At 66.5% G+C, this 16742-nt stretch carries 15 protein-coding genes and 3 pseudogenes; 9 read left to right on the forward strand and 9 right to left on the reverse strand.

Annotated elements, in window-relative coordinates:
- Window positions 1-49: 49 nt before the first annotated feature.
- Both G4G31_RS15395 and G4G31_RS15400 read left to right on the forward strand, forming a co-directional pair.
- Window positions 50-1438: a tetratricopeptide repeat protein gene (locus G4G31_RS15395; RefSeq protein ID WP_182988404.1), complete on the forward strand. Its 1389-nt coding sequence runs from the start codon at window positions 50-52 to the stop codon at window positions 1436-1438.
- 113 nt (window positions 1439-1551) lie between these two features.
- Window positions 1552-3687 (forward strand): prolyl oligopeptidase family protein, encoded by a 2136-nt coding sequence (locus G4G31_RS15400; RefSeq protein ID WP_182988405.1) that lies wholly within the window; start codon window positions 1552-1554, stop codon window positions 3685-3687.
- Window positions 3688-4029: 342 nt separating this feature from the next.
- On the opposite strand, the gene G4G31_RS15405 is transcribed toward G4G31_RS15400, so the two are convergent.
- Window positions 4030-4608: a helix-turn-helix domain-containing protein gene (locus G4G31_RS15405; protein ID WP_182988406.1), complete on the reverse strand. Its 579-nt coding sequence runs from the start codon at window positions 4606-4608 to the stop codon at window positions 4030-4032.
- 214 nt (window positions 4609-4822) lie between these two features.
- Between G4G31_RS15405 and kbl the strand changes: the two genes are divergently transcribed.
- From kbl to moaD, 6 genes are all read left to right on the forward strand, one after another.
- Complete coding sequence (gene kbl / locus G4G31_RS15410; RefSeq protein WP_182988407.1) at window positions 4823-6037, forward strand: glycine C-acetyltransferase; 1215 nt, start codon at window positions 4823-4825, stop codon at window positions 6035-6037.
- A 28-nt stretch (window positions 6038-6065) separates the two neighbouring features.
- Window positions 6066-7022 carry an NAD-dependent epimerase/dehydratase family protein gene (locus G4G31_RS15415; RefSeq protein ID WP_182988408.1) on the forward strand — a complete coding sequence of 319 codons (957 nt, stop codon included), beginning with the start codon at window positions 6066-6068 and terminating at the stop codon, window positions 7020-7022.
- Between the two features lie 52 nt (window positions 7023-7074).
- A complete protein-coding gene (locus G4G31_RS15420) occupies window positions 7075-8472 on the forward strand; it encodes an L-serine ammonia-lyase (RefSeq protein ID WP_182988409.1) in 1398 nt (465 codons plus the stop codon).
- A 165-nt stretch (window positions 8473-8637) separates the two neighbouring features.
- A complete protein-coding gene (gene thrC, locus G4G31_RS15425; RefSeq protein ID WP_182988410.1) occupies window positions 8638-10113 on the forward strand; it encodes a threonine synthase in 1476 nt (491 codons plus the stop codon).
- A gap of 46 nt (window positions 10114-10159) precedes the next feature.
- The gene (gene glp, locus G4G31_RS15430) at window positions 10160-11383 is read left to right on the forward strand and encodes a gephyrin-like molybdotransferase Glp (RefSeq protein ID WP_182991805.1); all 1224 of its coding nucleotides are present in this window, start codon (window positions 10160-10162) and stop codon (window positions 11381-11383) included.
- A 10-nt stretch (window positions 11384-11393) separates the two neighbouring features.
- Window positions 11394-11651: a molybdopterin converting factor subunit 1 gene (gene moaD, locus G4G31_RS15435; protein WP_182988411.1), complete on the forward strand. Its 258-nt coding sequence runs from the start codon at window positions 11394-11396 to the stop codon at window positions 11649-11651.
- Between the two features lie 169 nt (window positions 11652-11820).
- On the opposite strand, the pseudogene dctP reads toward moaD, so the two are convergent.
- From dctP to G4G31_RS15460, 7 genes and pseudogenes are all read right to left on the reverse strand, one after another.
- Window positions 11821-12857, reverse strand: a pseudogene (gene dctP, locus G4G31_RS15440) (TRAP transporter substrate-binding protein DctP).
- A gap of 242 nt (window positions 12858-13099) precedes the next feature.
- Window positions 13100-13324, reverse strand: a complete 225-nt coding sequence (locus G4G31_RS15445; RefSeq protein ID WP_182988412.1) for a hypothetical protein — start codon at window positions 13322-13324, stop codon at window positions 13100-13102.
- Between the two features lie 11 nt (window positions 13325-13335).
- A complete protein-coding gene (locus G4G31_RS24580) occupies window positions 13336-13491 on the reverse strand; it encodes an alpha/beta fold hydrolase (protein WP_202033623.1) in 156 nt (51 codons plus the stop codon).
- Entirely contained in the window at window positions 13452-13934 is a 483-nt protein-coding gene (locus tag G4G31_RS24585; RefSeq protein WP_374011314.1) for an alpha/beta fold hydrolase, read from the reverse strand. Before G4G31_RS24585 ends, G4G31_RS24580 begins: the two co-directional genes overlap by 40 nt.
- Window positions 13931-14098 (reverse strand): alpha/beta fold hydrolase, encoded by a 168-nt coding sequence (locus G4G31_RS29190; RefSeq protein ID WP_374011345.1) that lies wholly within the window; start codon window positions 14096-14098, stop codon window positions 13931-13933. The genes G4G31_RS24585 and G4G31_RS29190 overlap by 4 nt, the downstream gene beginning before the upstream one ends.
- Before the next feature lie 187 nt (window positions 14099-14285).
- A pseudogene (locus G4G31_RS15455) lies at window positions 14286-14490 on the reverse strand (helix-turn-helix transcriptional regulator).
- Window positions 14487-14873: a hypothetical protein gene (locus tag G4G31_RS15460; protein WP_182988413.1), complete on the reverse strand. Its 387-nt coding sequence runs from the start codon at window positions 14871-14873 to the stop codon at window positions 14487-14489. The pseudogene G4G31_RS15455 and the gene G4G31_RS15460 overlap by 4 nt, the downstream one beginning before the upstream one ends.
- A gap of 196 nt (window positions 14874-15069) precedes the next feature.
- Between G4G31_RS15460 and G4G31_RS15465 the strand changes: the two are divergent.
- A pseudogene (locus G4G31_RS15465) lies at window positions 15070-16247 on the forward strand (TIGR03862 family flavoprotein).
- Here G4G31_RS15465 and G4G31_RS26355 read toward each other — a convergent pair.
- Window positions 16175-16741, reverse strand: a complete 567-nt coding sequence (locus G4G31_RS26355; RefSeq protein ID WP_229425613.1) for a GIN domain-containing protein — start codon at window positions 16739-16741, stop codon at window positions 16175-16177. The pseudogene G4G31_RS15465 and the gene G4G31_RS26355 overlap by 73 nt on opposite strands.
- Window position 16742 lies beyond the last annotated feature (1 nt).

The following is a 16742-nucleotide window of genomic DNA, read 5'->3' on the forward strand; positions in this document are numbered from 1 at the left end:
GCTGCGGCCCATCCTTGAGAGCATCCGCGCGCCTACACGGGGGAACAGCATGAACCGGCAGAAGCTCGGGCAGGAAAACCAGCAAACCTACCTGTGGTTCCGCGAAGCCGCTGAACGCGGCAATGCCTACGCCCAGTTCAACCTCGCATTGCTCTACAAAAAGGGTGAAGGCGTCCCCCGCGACGACACGCGTGCCGTGGCCTGGCTGCGCCTGGCCGCCATGCAGGGCCTGGCTTTTGCCCAGAACCACCTGGGCGCGATGTATTACCACGGGCGCGGCGTGGCACGCTGCGATACCGAAGCCGCGCGCTGGTTTCGCCGCGCCGCCGAGCAGGGCGATGCGTCGGCCCAGCAGAACCTCGGCCACATGTGCCGCCAGGGCCGCGGCGTCGCCCACGATCCCGAACGGGCCCTGTCCCGGTATTACCGGGCGGCCGAGCAGGGCATGCCGGGCGCCCAGAACCAGCTCGGCGAATGCTACCTGGAAGGCATCGGCACCGCCGTCAACCATCCGCTGGCAATGGCCTGGTTCCGCAAGGCGGCACTGCAGGGCGATGCCCCCGCGCAGCTGAACCTGGGCCTGATGTACCAGCGCGGCCAGGGCGTGGACGCGAACGACAAGCAGGCCCTGTACTGGTTCCGCAAAGCCGCAGCCGCCGGCGAGCGCGGCGCCCAGCGCCAGCTCGGCATCGCCTACGCGGAGGGGCGCGGCGTGCGCGCCGACCCGCGCCGCGCCTGCGCCTGGTTGACGCGCGCGGCCGACCATGGCGACCGCGAAGCCCAGTTCCTGCTCGGGAACATGTACGCCAGCGGCGCGGGCATCGAAACCGACGAGCGGCGTGCGCTCGACTTGTACACCGGGGCGGCGCGCCTGGGCCACGTGGCGGCCCAGTACAACCTGGCCAACATGCATGCCCACGGCCGCGGCACCGAGCGCGACCCGAAGCAGGCCTTCGAGTGGTACCGGCGCGCCGCCGAGCAGGGCGCGGCGAATGCGCAGTTCAACCTGGGCGTGAGCTTTGCCAACGGCCAGGGCGTCGAACGCGACGAGGCGCGCGCCGCGCACTGGTACCGGCTGGCGGCCGAGCAGGGCGATGCCAGCGCCCAGAACAACCTGGGCGTCATGTACGCCAGCGGCCGGGGCCTGCCGCACGACGACCGCCTGGCCGTGTACTGGTACGAGCAGGCGGCCGAGCAGGGCCATGCGCTGGCCCAGTACAACCTGGGCGGCATGATCGGCAGCGGGCTGGGAGTTGCGCGCGATCCGGTGCGTGCCTACATGTGGATGCTGCTGGCGGCCGAGGGCGGAGACGCCACCGCCAACGTCAACAAGTCCATCGTCGCGCGGCGCCTGTCTCCCTCCGAGATCGGGCGCGCGCTCGACCTGTCGCACAAGTGGCAGCTGAGCCACCGCGAAGGGCGCAACCGGCAGGAGTGACCGGTGTATTGCCCCGTATTGACGCGCGCACCGATGTCGCTTACGGCCGGGTTTCGCGTTATGATGCCTTTCGGCACATTTCGCCTACCACGACTTTTCGTCCCGAGAACAATATGCACATGAGACACGCAACACTGGTCGCCGTCCTGGCGACGCTGTTCGGCGCCGCCCACGCCGCCCCACCGGCAAGCTGCCCGGCCGGCACCCCGACCTATCCGCTCACCCAGAAGGTCGACCAGGTCGACAATTACCACGGCACCACGGTCGCCGACCCCTACCGCTGGCTGGAAGACGCCAACAGCGCCGACACCAAAGCCTGGGTCGATGCCCAGAATGTCGTCACGCAAGCTTACCTGGGCCAGATCCCCCAGCGCGAGGCGATCCGCCAGCGCCTGACGAAACTCTGGAACTACGAGCGCTACTCGGTGCCTTCAAAAGACGGCGGCCGCTACTTCTACACCCGTAACGACGGCTTGCAGAACCAGTCGGTGCTGTTCACGATGAAACAGCTCGGCGACGCGCCGCGCATGCTGCTCGACCCGAACACCCTGGCCGCCGACGGTACCGTCGCCCTGGCAGGCGCGGAGGTCAGCCCGGACGGCAAGCTGTTGGCCTACAGCACGGCCGCGTCCGGTTCGGACTGGAACGAGATCCGCGTGCGCGACATCGACACCGGCAAGGACCTCGACGACCACGTCAAGTTCGTCAAGTTCTCGAACACGTCCTGGACGAAGGATGGCAAGGGCTTCTTCTACAGCCGCTACGACGAGCCCAAGGAAGCGACCAGGCTGGCCGACGTCAACTACTTCCAGAAGCTGTACTACCACCGCATCGGCACCCCGCAAAGTGCGGACACCCTGGTCTACGACCGTCCCGACCAGAAGGAATGGGGCTTCGGTGGCCAGACCACCGACGACGGCCGCTACCTGGTCATCACGACGACCAAGGGCACGGCGCCCAAGTACCGCGTGTCGTACAAGGACCTGTCGACACCCGATTCCAAGGTCGTCGACCTGATCGACAACTTCGACGCCGGCTACACCTTCATCGACAATGTCGGCAGCGTCTTCTACTTCAGCACCGACCGCAACGCGCCGAAGAAACGCATCGTCGCCATCGACGTCAGTAAACCAGGCGAGTCGAACTGGAAGGAAATCGTCGCCGAGGGCGCCGACACCCTGGCCGGCGCCGACATCATCAACAACCAGCTGGTGCTGGAATACCTGAAGGATGCGAAGAGCGTCGTGCGCGTGCATGACCTGAAGGGCAAACCCGTGCGCGAGATCGCCTTGCCGGGCATCGGCACCGTGGGCGGCCTGTCGGGCAAGCGCGGCGAAACCGAGACCTTCTATTCGTTCACCGGCTTCACCACGCCGACCACGATCTACCGCCTCGACATGAAGACGGGCAAGAGCAGCGTGTTCCGCCAGCCGAAGGTCGATTTCGACCCGAACGCCTATGAAACGCGCCAGCAGTTCTTCACCAGCCGCGACGGTACCAAGGTGCCGATGTTCATCGTCTCGAAAAAGGGCCTGAAACTGGACGGCAGCAACCCGACCTACCTGTACGGCTACGGCGGCTTCAACATCTCGATGACCCCGGGCTTCTCGCCGGCCAACCTGGCCTGGATGGAGATGGGCGGCGTGTATGTGGTGGCCAACCTGCGCGGCGGTGGCGAGTACGGCGAAGCCTGGCACCAGGCCGGCACCAAGCTGCAGAAGCAGAACGTGTTCGACGACTTCATCGGCGCCGCCGAATGGCTGGTCGCGAACAAGGTGACCTCCCCAAGCAAGCTGGCGATCGGCGGCGGCAGCAACGGCGGCCTGCTGGTGGGCGCGGCGATGACCCAGCGTCCGGACCTGTTCGGCGCCGCCATCCCGATGGTCGGCGTGCTCGACATGCTGCGCTTCCACAAGTTCACCATCGGCTGGGCATGGACCTCGGACTACGGTTCGGCCGACAACGCGGACGAGTTCAAGGCGCTGGTGAAGTATTCGCCGCTGCATAACCTGAAAGCGGGCACGCAGTATCCGGCGACGATGGTCACCACCGCCGACCACGATGACCGCGTGGTGCCGGCGCACAGCTTCAAGTTCGCCGCCGCGGCGCAGGTCGCGCAGGCGGGCTGCGCACCCGTCATCATCCGCATCGACACCAAGGCCGGCCACGGTGCCGGCAAGCCGACCGCGAAGCAGATCGAGGAGGTGGCGGATCGCTGGGGCTTCCTGGCGAAGGCGCTGAAGATGTAAGGGAAGGGCGGGCGGACTCCGCCCGCGTTGCACGGACGTCGGGCCAGCGAATCAATCGATTCGGCTGGCCCGATTTGTTTTCAATGCCAGTTGTTCGGCGCCGCGCATGAGTTCCACGCCGCCGCTGCACATGTTCTCTACCGCGTGGAGTCAGGACTCCACCCTACGAACCGCGGCTCACGTAGGGTGGAGTCCTGACTCCACGCGGTACGGCGCCTCCATGCCGAGGCGTAGCGTGGGCACCCCATGCCCACGCGGAAGTCAGCGCCGTGTTTGCAGATCAGATCGTGACCCGTTTGCTCATCGTTCCGCGCGGGCGCGGGGTGCCTCGGCGGCCCGCCCCTACCGATGCACGACAACGAGCAAGGCCTTCGCCTCGGTCTTGCCCAGATTGCGAATCACGTGATCCTGGTCCGCCGGATACCGCGCCGTCCCGCCCGCCTTCACCTTGCGCTTTTCCAGCCCGACCTCCACTTCCAGCGTCCCATTAATCACCGTCATGTGCTCCTTGGTGCCCGGATCATGCGCCTGCGAAGCGAGCGCGCCGCCCGGCGCGAGCGTCAGCTCATACCATTCATACTGCCCGGCCAGCTCCATCGGGCCCAGGATGCGCAGGATATAGCCGGCATGGTTGCCCGGCAGGGTAGGCGTCTCGTGGGCGTCGACGACGCGGATCGCTTCGACATCCCGGGTTTCGGAAGCCAGCAGTTCGCCGATCTGCACGCCGAGCGCGTTGGCGAGGCGCCAGGTGATGGCGATGGTAGGATTGGCCTTTTCGCGCTCGATCTGCGACAGCATCGATTTCGAGACCCCCGCGATACGCGACAGGTCCTCCAGCGTCAGGCCGCGCGCCAGGCGCAGGCGCTGCAGGGTGGCGCCGACTTCGGGCGGGGCATTGTTGGTCATGACCGGGGTTTTCATCTCGATAAAGGCAGCACTGGTGTTGGAGTCGGCCGCAGCTTGCCAAGTTCGACAGGTGGGCGTAATATTCATTATATTGAATTTTAGTTCGAGATAGCGAAAAAGCAGCAGGGCACTGAAATCGAACGGGTTCGGAACAACGGTACAGCATAGTCCGGCGGACGGTCAAGCCGCCGCCAGTCATTCGCACAGACAGCACAGACAGGGAAATCACATGAGCGATCAAGGGAAAAACGCGTTTTACACGGGGCTGCAGCAGAATTTGTCGACGCTGCGCGAACAGGGCCTGTTCAAGCCCGAGCGCGTACTGGCCTCGCGCCAGGGCGCGCAAGTGCAGTCCGATGACGGCCGCACCCTGATCAACATGTGCGCGAACAACTACCTGGGCCTGTCGGGCGACCCCGAGACGCAAAAAGCGGCGGAAAGCGCGCTGGCGAAATATGGCTACGGGCTGTCCTCGGTGCGCTTCATCTGCGGCACCCAAACCGTGCACAAGGAGCTCGAACAAGCCCTGTCGACCTTCCTCGGTACCGAAGACACCATCCTGTATGCCGCGGCGTTCGACGCCAACGGCGGCGTGTTCGAGCCGCTGTTCGACGAGAACGACGCCATCATCTCGGACGCCCTGAACCACGCGTCGATCATCGACGGCATTCGCCTGTGCAAGGCGGCGCGCTACCGTTATGCCAATAACGACATGGCGGACCTGGAAAAGCAGCTGATCGCCGCCACTGAAGCCGGCAAGCGCCACAAGGTCATCGTCACCGACGGCGTGTTCTCGATGGACGGCACGATCGCCCAGCTCGATAAAATCGTCGCGCTGGCCGAAAAGTACGGCGCGCTCACGCTCATCGACGAATCGCATGCCTCGGGTTTCATGGGCGCGACCGGCCGCGGCACCCACGAGCACTGTGGTGTCATCGGCAAGATCGACATCATCACCGGCACCCTGGGCAAGGCCCTGGGCGGCGCGATGGGCGGCTTCACTTCCGGCCGCAAGGAAGTCATCGAGACCCTGCGCCAGAAGTCGCGTCCTTACCTGTTCTCGAACACCCTGGCGCCGATGATCGCCGGCGCGTCGCTGTCGGTGCTGGAACGGATCAGCAAATCGACCGAACTGCGCGACCGCCTGCATGAAAATACCGCCTACTTCCGCAAGGAGATCGAGCGCATCGGCTTCACCATCAAGCCGGGCACCCACCCGGTGGTGCCGGTGATGCTGTTCGACGCCCCGGTGGCGCAGAAATTCGCCGCGCGCATGTTCGAACTGGGCGTGCTGCTGTCGGGCTTCTTCTATCCGGTCGTGCCGATGGGGCAGGCGCGCGTGCGCGTCCAGATATCGAGCGCGCACACCCGCGAGCAGCTCGACACCGTGCTGAAGGCCTTCGAGCAGGCCGGGCGCGAGCTGGGCATCATCAAGAATAACTAATCAGGCATTACGACAGGAATACAAGAATATGGAACGCATCCTCATCATCGGCGCCAACGGCCAGATCGGCAGTGAACTGGTCTCCGCACTGGCGCAGCAGCACGGCGCGGACAACGTGCTCGCCACCGACATCGGCGCCACCAACGTGTACGGCGCGGCGCGCTACGCCCAGCTCGACGTGCTCGACAAGGCGCGCCTGGCGGCCGTGATTGCCGACGAGGGTGTGACCCAGGTCTACCAGCTGGCCGCGCTGCTGTCGGCCACGGGCGAAAAGGCGCCACTGAAGGCCTGGACGCTGAACATGGATGGTTTGCTCAACATCCTGGAAGTCGCCCGCGAACGCCTGGAAGCGGGCAAACCGCTGAAGGTGTTCTGGCCTTCGTCGATCGCCGCATTCGGCCCGAACACGCCGAGCGAGAACACGCCCCAGTACACGGTCATGGACCCGACCACGATCTACGGCATCAGCAAACTGGCCGGCGAGCGCCTGTGCGAGTACTACCACAGCAAGTACGGCGTGGACGTGCGCTCGATCCGCTACCCGGGCATCATCAGCTTCAAGTCGCCTCCGGGCGGCGGCACGACCGATTACGCGATCGCCATCTTCCACGCGGCGCTCAAGGGCGAGACCTACGAGTGCTTCCTCGGCCCGGAAACGACGCTGCCGATGATCTACATGCCCGATGCCATTCGCGCAACGATCGAATTAATGGACGCGCCGAGCGAGAAAGTGGCGATCCGTTCGTCGTACAATGTGGCGGGCGTCTCGTTCAACCCGCGCGAACTGGCCAGCGCCATCAAGCGCGCCGTGCCGCATTTCGAGATCGCCTACAAGCCCGACAGCCGCCAGGCGATTGCGGACAGCTGGCCGAAGAGCCTGGACGACAGCCGCGCCAGCGCCGACTGGGGCTGGAAAGCCAGCATCGGCATCGAGGAAATGGTGGCGAGCATGCTCGAGAATATCGACATCAAGGCCGCTGCCTGATCCGACCCTTTTATCACCATAATAATAAAAACGCGCAGAGAGACAAATCCAGATGGACATGAGTGTTTTCGATCTGTTCAAGATCGGTATCGGGCCATCGAGCTCGCATACGGTGGGCCCGATGGTGGCGGCACGCCGCTTCCTGCTCGAATGCGGTTCGCTCGAGGAAGCGGTCGGCGTCGAAGCCCACCTGTACGGGTCGCTGGCCCTGACCGGCGTCGGCCACGCGACCGACAAGGCCGTCATTCTCGGCCTGATGGGCGAGACCCCGCAGGACATCGCTCCTGATACGGTCGAGGACAAGCTCGCGGAAGCGGAACTGGACGGCGTGCTGCGCCTGCTGGGGACAAAAGAAGTGCCGTTTTCCGCCAAGACGGGCCTGGCCTGGCACATGGCCTCCACGCTGCCGGAACACCCGAACGGCATGCGCTTCGTGTTGAAACTGCGTGACGGCAGCCATATCGAACGCATCTATTATTCGGTCGGCGGCGGCTTCATCACCGCGGCCGGCGAAGCCCAGGTGCGCGCGTCCGAGCCTCCTGGCACCCAGGCCGTGTCCGTGCCGTTCCCCTTCGACACCATGGTGCAGTTGCTCGAGCAGGGCAAGCGCCACGGCCTGTCGATCCCGCACATGCTGCGCGCGAACGAACTGGTGCGCATGACCGAGGCCGAGCTGGACGCTGGCCTGGACCGGATCTGGAACGTGATGCACGACTGTATCGCGCACGGCCTGGTCACCGAAGGCCAGCTGCCCGGCGGCCTGAACGTCAAGCGGCGCGCGGCCAAGCTGTGGAAGCAGGCGCATTGCGTCGAAGGCAAGCGCGTCAACGAATTGCCCCACGATTCGACCCACCACGTCACCTTGTACGCGATGGCCGTGAACGAGGAAAACGCGGCCGGCGGACGCGTCGTCACGGCGCCGACGAATGGCGCGGCCGGTATCATCCCGGCGGTGCTGCGCTACTACGCCGAGGACTGCCGCCCGAGCAACGCCGCGCGCGGCATCCGCGATTTCCTGCTGACCTCCAGCGCGATCGGCATGCTGTGCAAGAAGAATGCCTCGATTTCCGGTGCCGAAGTCGGCTGCCGGGGCGAGGTCGGCGTCGCTTGCGCGATGGCGGCGGCCGGCCTGGTGGCGGCGCTCGGCGGCAGCAACGAACAGATCGAGAACGCCGCCGAAATCGGCATCGAGCACCACCTCGGCATGACCTGCGACCCGATCGGCGGGCTGGTGCAGATCCCCTGTATCGAGCGCAACGGCATGGGCGCGATCAAGGCCATCACTGCCGCTTCGCTGGCACTCAAGGGCGACGGTACCCACTTCGTCAGCCTCGACAACGTCATCGAGACGATGCGCCAGACCGGGGCGGACATGCAGGCGAAGTACAAGGAGACCTCGCTTGGCGGGCTGGCGGTGCACGTGGTAACGGTGAATCACGCGGCTTGCTGAGCTAAATATCGTCGCTTTCAGGGTGGGCGGGGCCGCCGAGGCGCCCCGTGCCACGCGGTGGGGACATGCCATCCCCGCTGCACCAATCTCGACCGCATCCGCAGGATTCCCCGGCCCGCACTATAATAAAAGAATCAACGCGAGCCCAACCGGATCATCCTACGTATGCACTATGTCTCCACCCGCGCGACGAGCGCGTCCGCTTCCCGCAATCCGGAAACCTTCTCGACCATCCTGCTGGGCGGCCTGGCCCCTGACGGCGGCCTGTACATGCCGGCCGAGTACCCGCGTGTGACAAGCGAGGAGCTCGACGCCTGGCGCCGCCTTTCCTACGCCGAGCTGGCCTTCGAGGTGCTGCGCAAATTCGCCACCGACATCCCTGACGACGACCTGCGCGCGCTCACCCGCAAAACCTATACGCCCGAGGTTTACCGCAACGCTAGAAACGACGAGTCCGCGGAAGACATCACGCCCCTGCGCACGCTGGAGGACGAGGGCGGGCGCAAGCTGATGTTGCAATCGCTGTCGAACGGCCCGACCCTGGCCTTCAAGGACATGGCGATGCAGTTGCTGGGCAACCTGTTCGAGTATGCACTGGCGAAGAATGGCGATGAGCTCAACATCTTCGGGGCCACCTCGGGCGACACCGGCAGCGCCGCCGAATACGCGATGCGCGGCAAGCGCGGCGTCAAGGTGTTCATGCTCTCGCCGAGCGGGAAGATGAGCGCCTTCCAGACCGCGCAGATGTTCAGCCTGCAGGACCCGAACATCTTCAACATCGCCGTCGACGGCGTGTTCGACGACTGCCAGGACCTCGTGAAAGCCGTGTCGAACGACCTGGCCTTCAAGGCGCGCCACAAGATCGGCACCGTCAATTCGATCAACTGGGCGCGCGTGGTGGCCCAGGTTGTCTACTACTTCCGCGGCTATCTCGCGGCCACGGCGAACAACGAGCAGAAGGTCTCGTTCACGGTCCCCTCGGGGAACTTCGGGAATGTCTGCGCCGGCCATATCGCGCGCATGATGGGCCTGCCCATCGACCGACTGGTGGTGGCCACCAACGAGAACGACGTGCTCGACGAGTTCTTCCGCACCGGCGTCTACCGCGTGCGCAAAAGCGCGGAGACTCTCCACACCAGCAGCCCGTCGATGGACATCTCCAAGGCGTCGAACTTCGAGCGCTTTGTCTACGACCTGGTCGGGCGCGACAGCGAGCGTACCCACGCCCTGTTCCGCAAGGTCGACACCCACGGCGGCTTCGACCTGTCGGGCAGGCCCGGCGCGGACGGCGACGAGTTCGCGCGCGTGGGCGAGTACGGCTTCGCTTCCGGCAAGTCGACCCATGCCGACCGCCTGGAGACGATCCGCATGGCTTTTGATGACTACGGCATCGTGGTCGACACCCACACCGCCGACGGCATCAAGGTCGCGCGCGAGCACCTCGAACCGGGCGTGCCGATGATCGTGCTGGAAACCGCGCTCGCGGCCAAGTTCAACGAGACCATCCTCGACGCATTGGGCGAGGACGCCCCGCGTCCCGCCGGCTTCGAGGACATCGAGTCGCTGCCGCAGAAGTTCGTGCTGATGCGCCCGAACGTCGACGAGATGAAGACCTTCATCGCCGCGCATACCGGACTATGAGGGGACTGTGAACATGGGTCCGAACGACAAAGCCGCAGCGCGGCCGATGCTGAGCGTGCGCGAAGCCCTCGATACGCTGCTGGCCGCGGCGCGTCCGGTAGCGGAGGTGGAACAGGTGCCGACATTGGCGGCGAACGGCCGCGTGCTGGCGCAGGACGCCGCATCGACCATCGCGGTGCCGTCCGCCGATAACACCCAGATGGATGGCTACGCCGTGCGCGCGGCCGACTGCATCGATGGCGCCGCCACCCTGAAGGTAAGCCAGCGCATCCCCGCCGGCACCGTCGGCGAGCCGCTCGAACCCGGTACGGCAGCGCGCATCTTCACCGGCGCCCTGATTCCGCCGGGTGCCGATGCGGTAGTGATGCAGGAGCAGTGCGAAGCCGCCGGCGACATGGTGACGATCCGCCATGCGCCAAAGGCCGGCGAATGGATCCGCCGCGCCGGCGAAGACATCCGCGCCGGTGCGACCATCCTGTCGGCGGGCACGCGCCTGCGCAGCCAGGAGCTGGGCCTGGCCGCATCGGTTGGACTGGCGACGCTGCCCGTGCACAGGCGCCTGCGCGTGGCGGTCTTCTTCACTGGCGACGAACTGACCATGCCGGGCGAAGCACCCGGCGGGCAGCTGCCGCCGGGCGCGATCTACAACTCGAACCGCTTCACCCTGCGCGGCCTGCTGGAGAACTTCGGTTGCGAGATCGCGGACCTCGGCATCGTGCCCGACACGCTGGACGCCACCCGCGCGGCGCTGCGCGAAGCGGCGCGCACGAACGACCTGATCATCACCTCGGGCGGCGTGTCCGTCGGCGAGGAAGACCACATCAAGCCTGCAGTGGAAGCGGAAGGGTCGCTGAACATGTGGCAGATCGCCGTCAAGCCGGGCAAGCCGCTCGCGTTCGGCGAGGTGCGCAAGGAAGGCGGCGATACCGCGTTCTTCCTCGGCCTGCCGGGCAATCCCGTCTCGAGCTTCGTCACCTTCCTGCTGTTCGTGCGTCCCTTCCTGCTGCGCCTGCAGGGCGTGAGCGGGCCGGTCGAGCCGCGCGCCTGGATGGTGCGCGCAGACTTCAACCTGCCCAGGGCCGATCGCCGCAACGAATTCCTGCGCGCGCGCATCAATGCCGGAGGAGGCCTGGACCTGTTCCCGAATCAGGGCTCGGGGGTACTGAGCTCGACCGTCTGGGGCGATGGCCTGGTCGACAATCCGGCCGGACGCACTATTCAAGAGGGCGACATGGTGCGCTTCATTCCCTTCAGCGAACTGCAGCACTAAGAGCGAGAGCATGGACATCGAATTGCGGTTTTTCGCCTCCGTGCGCGAGGCGCTCGGCACCAGCAACGAAAAGGTGGCGCTGCCGGAAGGCGTGGAGACGGTGGGCGCCGTGCGCGCGCACCTGGTCGAGCGTGGCGGCGCCTGGGCGGCGGCGCTCGGGCCGGAGCGCGCACTGCGCATGGCCTTCAATCATGTGATGTGCGGGCCGGAGACGGTAATCGAGGAGGGCGGGGAAGTGGCCTTCTTCCCGCCTGTGACCGGGGGGTAGACCCGACGCCGCTTGCGGACAGGGTTTGATCCCGCAGGGTGGACGGCTCGCCATTCAGGCCCACGGCCTGAATGGCTCCACGCGGTCAACGCACGGGTGCAGGCCGACATCCGAGGGGAAGCGCGATGCGTACGCGTGGACGGGAAACCCGTCCACGCTACGGCCATGCCTACAGCGCTGCGATCGACTTTTCGGCCAGCGCCAGCAGTTTGGCGCAATTGTCGCTGCGCGCACCGAAGTCGCGCCAGGCCGTCGTGCGCGCCATCTCCTGCCACTTCTTCAGCGTTTCAAGGTCCATGTCGACCACGCGCGCCCCGACGCGCGAGTAGACGCTGGCGACCGCCGCATCGTCGGCCTGCGCCATGCGCAGCGCGAACTTTTCCAGGTCCGCACCCACCTTCAGGATGGCCGCCTGCTGGTCCTTGTGGAGGCGGTCGAACACCGTCTTCGACATCAGGAGCGGCTCGAGCATGAACCAGTAGCCGCCGCGCGGCGTGGTCAGCGCGCCCGACACGTCCTGCAGGCGGAACGAGATCAGCGAGGTCGAGGACGTGAAGGCGGCGTCGAGCGCGCCGCTTTTCATGGCGTTGTGGATTTCGTTGGACGGCACGTTGACCACCACGCCGCCGGCTTCCTGCAGGACCAGGTCCATCTCGCGCGAGCCGCCGCGCACCTTCAGGCCGCGCACGTCTTCCGGTGCCGGGATGGGCGCGCCGCGCGACGCGACGCCGCCGGCCGCCAGATCCAGCTGACGATGACGAGGCCCTGGTCGGCCAGGATGCGGGTCAGCTCGCGCCCGACCTCGGCGTTCTTCCAGCCATAGCCCTGGGAGTACGAGGTGACCAGGCCCGGCATCAGGCCGATGTTCGCTTCCGGCGCCTCGGCGGCGGCATATGACAGCGGCACCAGGGCCAGGTCGAGGCCGCCCTTGCGCAGTGCGCTGAACTGGCTGTTGGCCGGCATCAGGGCAGAATTCGGATAAATGGAAAACTTCAGGCCGCCGCGGGTGTGCTTCTCGACCTCGGTGGCGAACATGCGGCAGAGGCGGTCGCGGAAGTCGCCTTCCGTGATGCTACCGCCGGGGAACTGGTGCGAGATCTTCATCGATTGCGAAGCAGCCCAGGCGCTTTGCAACCAAAAGGGGCTGGACGCGATCGCGCCCAGCACGGTCCTGCGGGCCAGGAGCGGCCCTGTCTTCAACGACATATTCATCCTCCAAGATGAGCAAACGAACTACCGGGCGAATCGTGGGCACATCGGGGTGCCCATCGTTCACATGTGTGCAGAGTACAGACTGATCTTATGCACTTTGGTGCATATAAGAATATTCTTTCGAGAATGCTTGTCAAGCAGAATATTGTTGTCTTAACAAATGCACCGTGAATAACTCGGCAGTATCGGGCCTGTCGCACCCGCCACGCTTAAGACCCGTCAAGGAGGAGGGCTTCCTACTTCTTGTCGAGGCGATCGCACACACCGCAGGCGATGCCGCGCCTCATGTTGCGGTAGCGCGTGCCGACAAACAGGGCCGAGGCGACGAGGGCCCAGGCCAATGCATAGGGCCAGGCGCGCGCGAAGAGCTCGCCGCGCGCCATGTCGACGCCGAGCAACAGGCCGAACATCGAGCAGGCAGCGGCACAGTACTGGACGATCCAGTGCGAGAGTGGGGGCATGGCGGACTCCTTCACAGTTTGTCCAGGAAGCGGCGCAGGACGGCGTTCGTCGCCTGCGGCTGGTCGATCATGGCGAAGTGGCGGGCGTTGTCGACGGGCTCGACCTGGAGCCGCTGCGTGCCCGTCATCAGCTCCCGATAGTAGGCCAGCTTGTCGGCAGCAAGCATGCCGCCCGCCGTGGCGGCGTCGGGGCCGTACCGGGCGCCAGCACCAGCACCGGCGCCGTGATCCGCGGCAGGCCTGGACGCAGGTCGCGCGCCAGCACGGCACCGACCCAGCTTGCCACGGCCGCCGGGTCGCTGCGCGCGGTGAGCTGGGCCAGGTCGTCGGCCTTGCCCATGTCGACCGCGCCGATGCTGCGCATGTACTGGCGTTGCTGGGCCGCGAAGGCGGGCGGCGGCGTGGCAGCCATGCGCTGGCGCATGTTCTCCGCCATGGCCGCGCGTTGTTCGGGCGGCGTATCTTCGCTGCGCGGCATCACCGGCAAGCCATCGATGCTGACCACGCCACCAATGCGCGCGCCCATGTCCTCGGCCAGCGCAATGGCCAGGGTGCCGCCCAGGCTGTGGCCGACAAGTACCGGCCTGGACAGCTTGCGCGAATCGATCAGTTCCGCGAGCGCGGCCCTGGCCGCATCGAACGGTCGCCATTGACGCCCGGGCGGCCGTCGAAGCCCGGCAGCGTCACGACGTAGAGGGCGCGGGTGGGTGCGAATTCGCGCACCACTTCCTGCCACACCCATCCGCCGGTCGCCAGGCCGGGAATCAGGATCATGGCCGGTCCGTTGGCGCGGCCGTGGCGCTCGACCAGCATGCCCGGAGCTCGAACTGTTCGGCGGGTGCGGGGGCTGCTGCAAAGCGGTTCGGCGCGGTCGCGGAAGCTGCGGGAGCGAGGGCTGAGGCAACCGGGGCGGCGGATGCGCTTGCAAGGCCGAGGACAACTGCGAACGACAAGACTGCTTTCATGCTGGCTCCTGGTCGGGGTGGAAGATGGTTTCGATCGGTTGCTGGAACAATGTGGAAATCGCGAAGGCAAAGGGGCAGGCTGGGGTCGTAGCGCCCGGTCTCGATGGCGATCACGGTCTGGCGCGACACGTCGAGCAGCTCGGCCAGGTGGGCCTGGCTCCAGCCCCGTTCGGCGCGCAGGTCGCGGATCAGGTTCTTCATCGGCCTGCCAGCTTGCGTACGATGCCGACGACGCCGGTGCCTCCGCAGAGCACGCACCAGACGCTGAACATCGAGAGTTTCGGATAGCCGGCGATTTCGAGAAAGCCGTAGCTGAAGGTGAGCCCGGCCGTCAGCGCCGCGCTGAGGGCCACGTTCTCCAGCAGGCGCATGCGCACGAATTCGTCCACGCGTCCCACCTGGCGCACGATGGCCCAGATGGCGGCGGCGAAGCCGATCATGGGGCTGAGGAGGATGAGCGTGCGCAGGGCGCCGGGCGCCATCGGGCGGCCGACGTGGATGGCCACTCCCAGGATCAGCGCATACAGCGCAATGGCGCCGAACAGTTCGCGATGATAGATCCGGGCAACGCGTTTTTCGTGCATGTCGAACTCCGTGGTGTAAAGGATGCTTTACATCGTAGGCGCACCGGCGCCCGATGTCAAGCGACCTTTACATCTGTCTCGCACACCGCAAACTCGTCTACAATGCGCCTCCGATTCCCGCGCACCAGCCAGCATGCCAGCTTCCTCGCCACCTCCACCCCGCGTCGCCATCGTCGGCGCAAACCCCGCCGGCCTGATGGCGGCCGAAGTCCTTGCCGCGGGCGGCGCCACGGTCGACGTCTACGATGCGATGGCCTCGAGCGCGCGCAAGTTCCTCCTGGCCGGGAAGGGCGGCATGAACATCACCCATTCCGAACCGCTGCCCGATTTCACGGGGCGCTACGGGTCGCGCACGGGCGAAGTGGCGCGCTGGCTGGAGGGCTTTGGCCCGGCCGAGGTGCGCGCCTGGATCCATGCGCTCGGCATCGATACCTTCGTCGGCAGCTCCGGCCGCGTCTTCCCGGCCGACATGAAGGCGGCGCCGCTGCTGCGCGCCTGGCTGCACCGCCTGCGCGAAGCGGGCGTGCGCTTCCATACGCGCCACCGCTGGCAGGGGGCTGGCGCGAGGGCCAGCTCGTCTTCGCAACGCCCGAGGGCGAACGGCTCGAGAAGGCCGACGCGACGGTTCTTGCGCTTGGCGGCGCCAGCTGGGCGCGCCTCGGTTCGGACGGGGCCTGGGTCCCGCTGCTGGCCGAACGCGGCGTGGAAGTTGCGCCGCTCGTGCCCAGCAACTGCGGCTTCGACACCGACTGGAGCGCGCATTTCAGCGAGAAGCACGCCGGCAGCCCGCTCACGACGGTGGCGATCGCCCATGAGGATGCGCATGGCGCACGGGCGCGCCGCCAGGGCCAGTTCGTGGTGACGGCGACCGGCATCGAGGGCAGCCTGGTGTATGCCTTATCGGCGCCGCTACGCGAGCAGATCGCCGCACGCGGCAGTGCCACGATCTGGCTCGACCTGCTGCCGGACCTGGCGGCCGCACGCGTGATGGATGAGGTGACGCGCCCGCGCGGCTCTCGCTCGATGGCGAGCCACCTGCAAAGCCGCCTCGGCATCAAGGGCGTGAAAGCGGGCCTGCTGCACGAATGCCTGACGCGCGAGCAATACGCCGACCCGACCCGGCTGGCGCAGGCGCTCAAGGCGCTGCCGCTGGTATTGAAACGCACGCGCCCGATCGACGAAGCCATCAGCAGTGCGGGCGGCGTGCGTTTCGAGGCGCTCGACCCCAACGGCATGCTGCGCGCGCTGCCTGGCGTATTCGTGGCCGGCGAAATGCTCGACTGGGAGGCACCGACCGGCGGCTACCTGCTGACCGCCTGTTTCGCCAGCGGCCGCGCGGCCGGCAGGGGTGTGTTGGAATGGATGGGCGCCTGAGCGGCATCAAGCCGGCTCACTGCTCGAAGCGCACGTCCCCGCTGCCGGTGCGGCTGACGCTGCGCTGGGACGGCTCGCCATACACTTCCACATCGCCGCTGCCGCTGACCGAGGCGGCCAGGGGTTTCGCGCGCGGTGACACTGGTGTTGCCCGATCCCGTCTGGCGCACCTTCACGCGTTCGGCGCGCAGGCGCTGGGCATCGAGGGTGCCGGAACCGTCCGATTCGACCGAGACGCTGCGTGCGGCGCCGGCCAGCGTGAGCGAGCCTGAACCGGAGAGCCTCGCCTCGATCTCGTCGCCGTTGCCGGCGTCGAGTGTCAGGTCGCCGCTGCCCTGCACCGCGGCGTGGGCCTGGCGGTAGCGGCCATTGAAGACGATGCTGCCCGAGCCATTGAGCTCGACCTCTATGCGTTCTCCAGAGAAGCCGTTGACGACAGTGTCGCTGCTGCCGTCGACGGCCACGCGGTCCAGCGCCGGCAGCGTCAGTTCCACC

It is taken from the genome of Massilia sp. Se16.2.3 (assembly GCF_014171595.1).
Classification (GTDB): domain Bacteria; phylum Pseudomonadota; class Gammaproteobacteria; order Burkholderiales; family Burkholderiaceae_D; genus Telluria.

Excerpts from the sequence above, each read along its gene's own strand:
- G4G31_RS15395 (WP_182988404.1), top strand. The coding sequence starts at position 50 with ATGAACCGGCAGAAGCTCGGGCAGGAAAACCAGCAAACCTACCTGTGG.
- G4G31_RS15400 (WP_182988405.1), top strand. The coding sequence starts at position 1,552 with ATGCACATGAGACACGCAACACTGGTCGCCGTCCTGGCGACGCTGTTC.
- G4G31_RS15405 (WP_182988406.1), bottom strand. The coding sequence starts at position 4,608 with ATGAAAACCCCGGTCATGACCAACAATGCCCCGCCCGAAGTCGGCGCC.
- kbl (WP_182988407.1), top strand. The coding sequence starts at position 4,823 with ATGAGCGATCAAGGGAAAAACGCGTTTTACACGGGGCTGCAGCAGAAT.
- G4G31_RS15415 (WP_182988408.1), top strand. The coding sequence starts at position 6,066 with ATGGAACGCATCCTCATCATCGGCGCCAACGGCCAGATCGGCAGTGAA.
- G4G31_RS15420 (WP_182988409.1), top strand. The coding sequence starts at position 7,075 with ATGGACATGAGTGTTTTCGATCTGTTCAAGATCGGTATCGGGCCATCG.
- thrC (WP_182988410.1), top strand. The coding sequence starts at position 8,638 with ATGCACTATGTCTCCACCCGCGCGACGAGCGCGTCCGCTTCCCGCAAT.
- glp (WP_182991805.1), top strand. The coding sequence starts at position 10,160 with ATGCTGAGCGTGCGCGAAGCCCTCGATACGCTGCTGGCCGCGGCGCGT.
- moaD (WP_182988411.1), top strand. The coding sequence starts at position 11,394 with ATGGACATCGAATTGCGGTTTTTCGCCTCCGTGCGCGAGGCGCTCGGC.
- G4G31_RS15445 (WP_182988412.1), bottom strand. The coding sequence starts at position 13,324 with ATGCCCCCACTCTCGCACTGGATCGTCCAGTACTGTGCCGCTGCCTGC.
- G4G31_RS24580 (WP_202033623.1), bottom strand. The coding sequence starts at position 13,491 with ATGCTTGCTGCCGACAAGCTGGCCTACTATCGGGAGCTGATGACGGGC.
- G4G31_RS29190 (WP_374011345.1), bottom strand. The coding sequence starts at position 14,098 with ATGATCCTGATTCCCGGCCTGGCGACCGGCGGATGGGTGTGGCAGGAA.
- G4G31_RS15460 (WP_182988413.1), bottom strand. The coding sequence starts at position 14,873 with ATGCACGAAAAACGCGTTGCCCGGATCTATCATCGCGAACTGTTCGGC.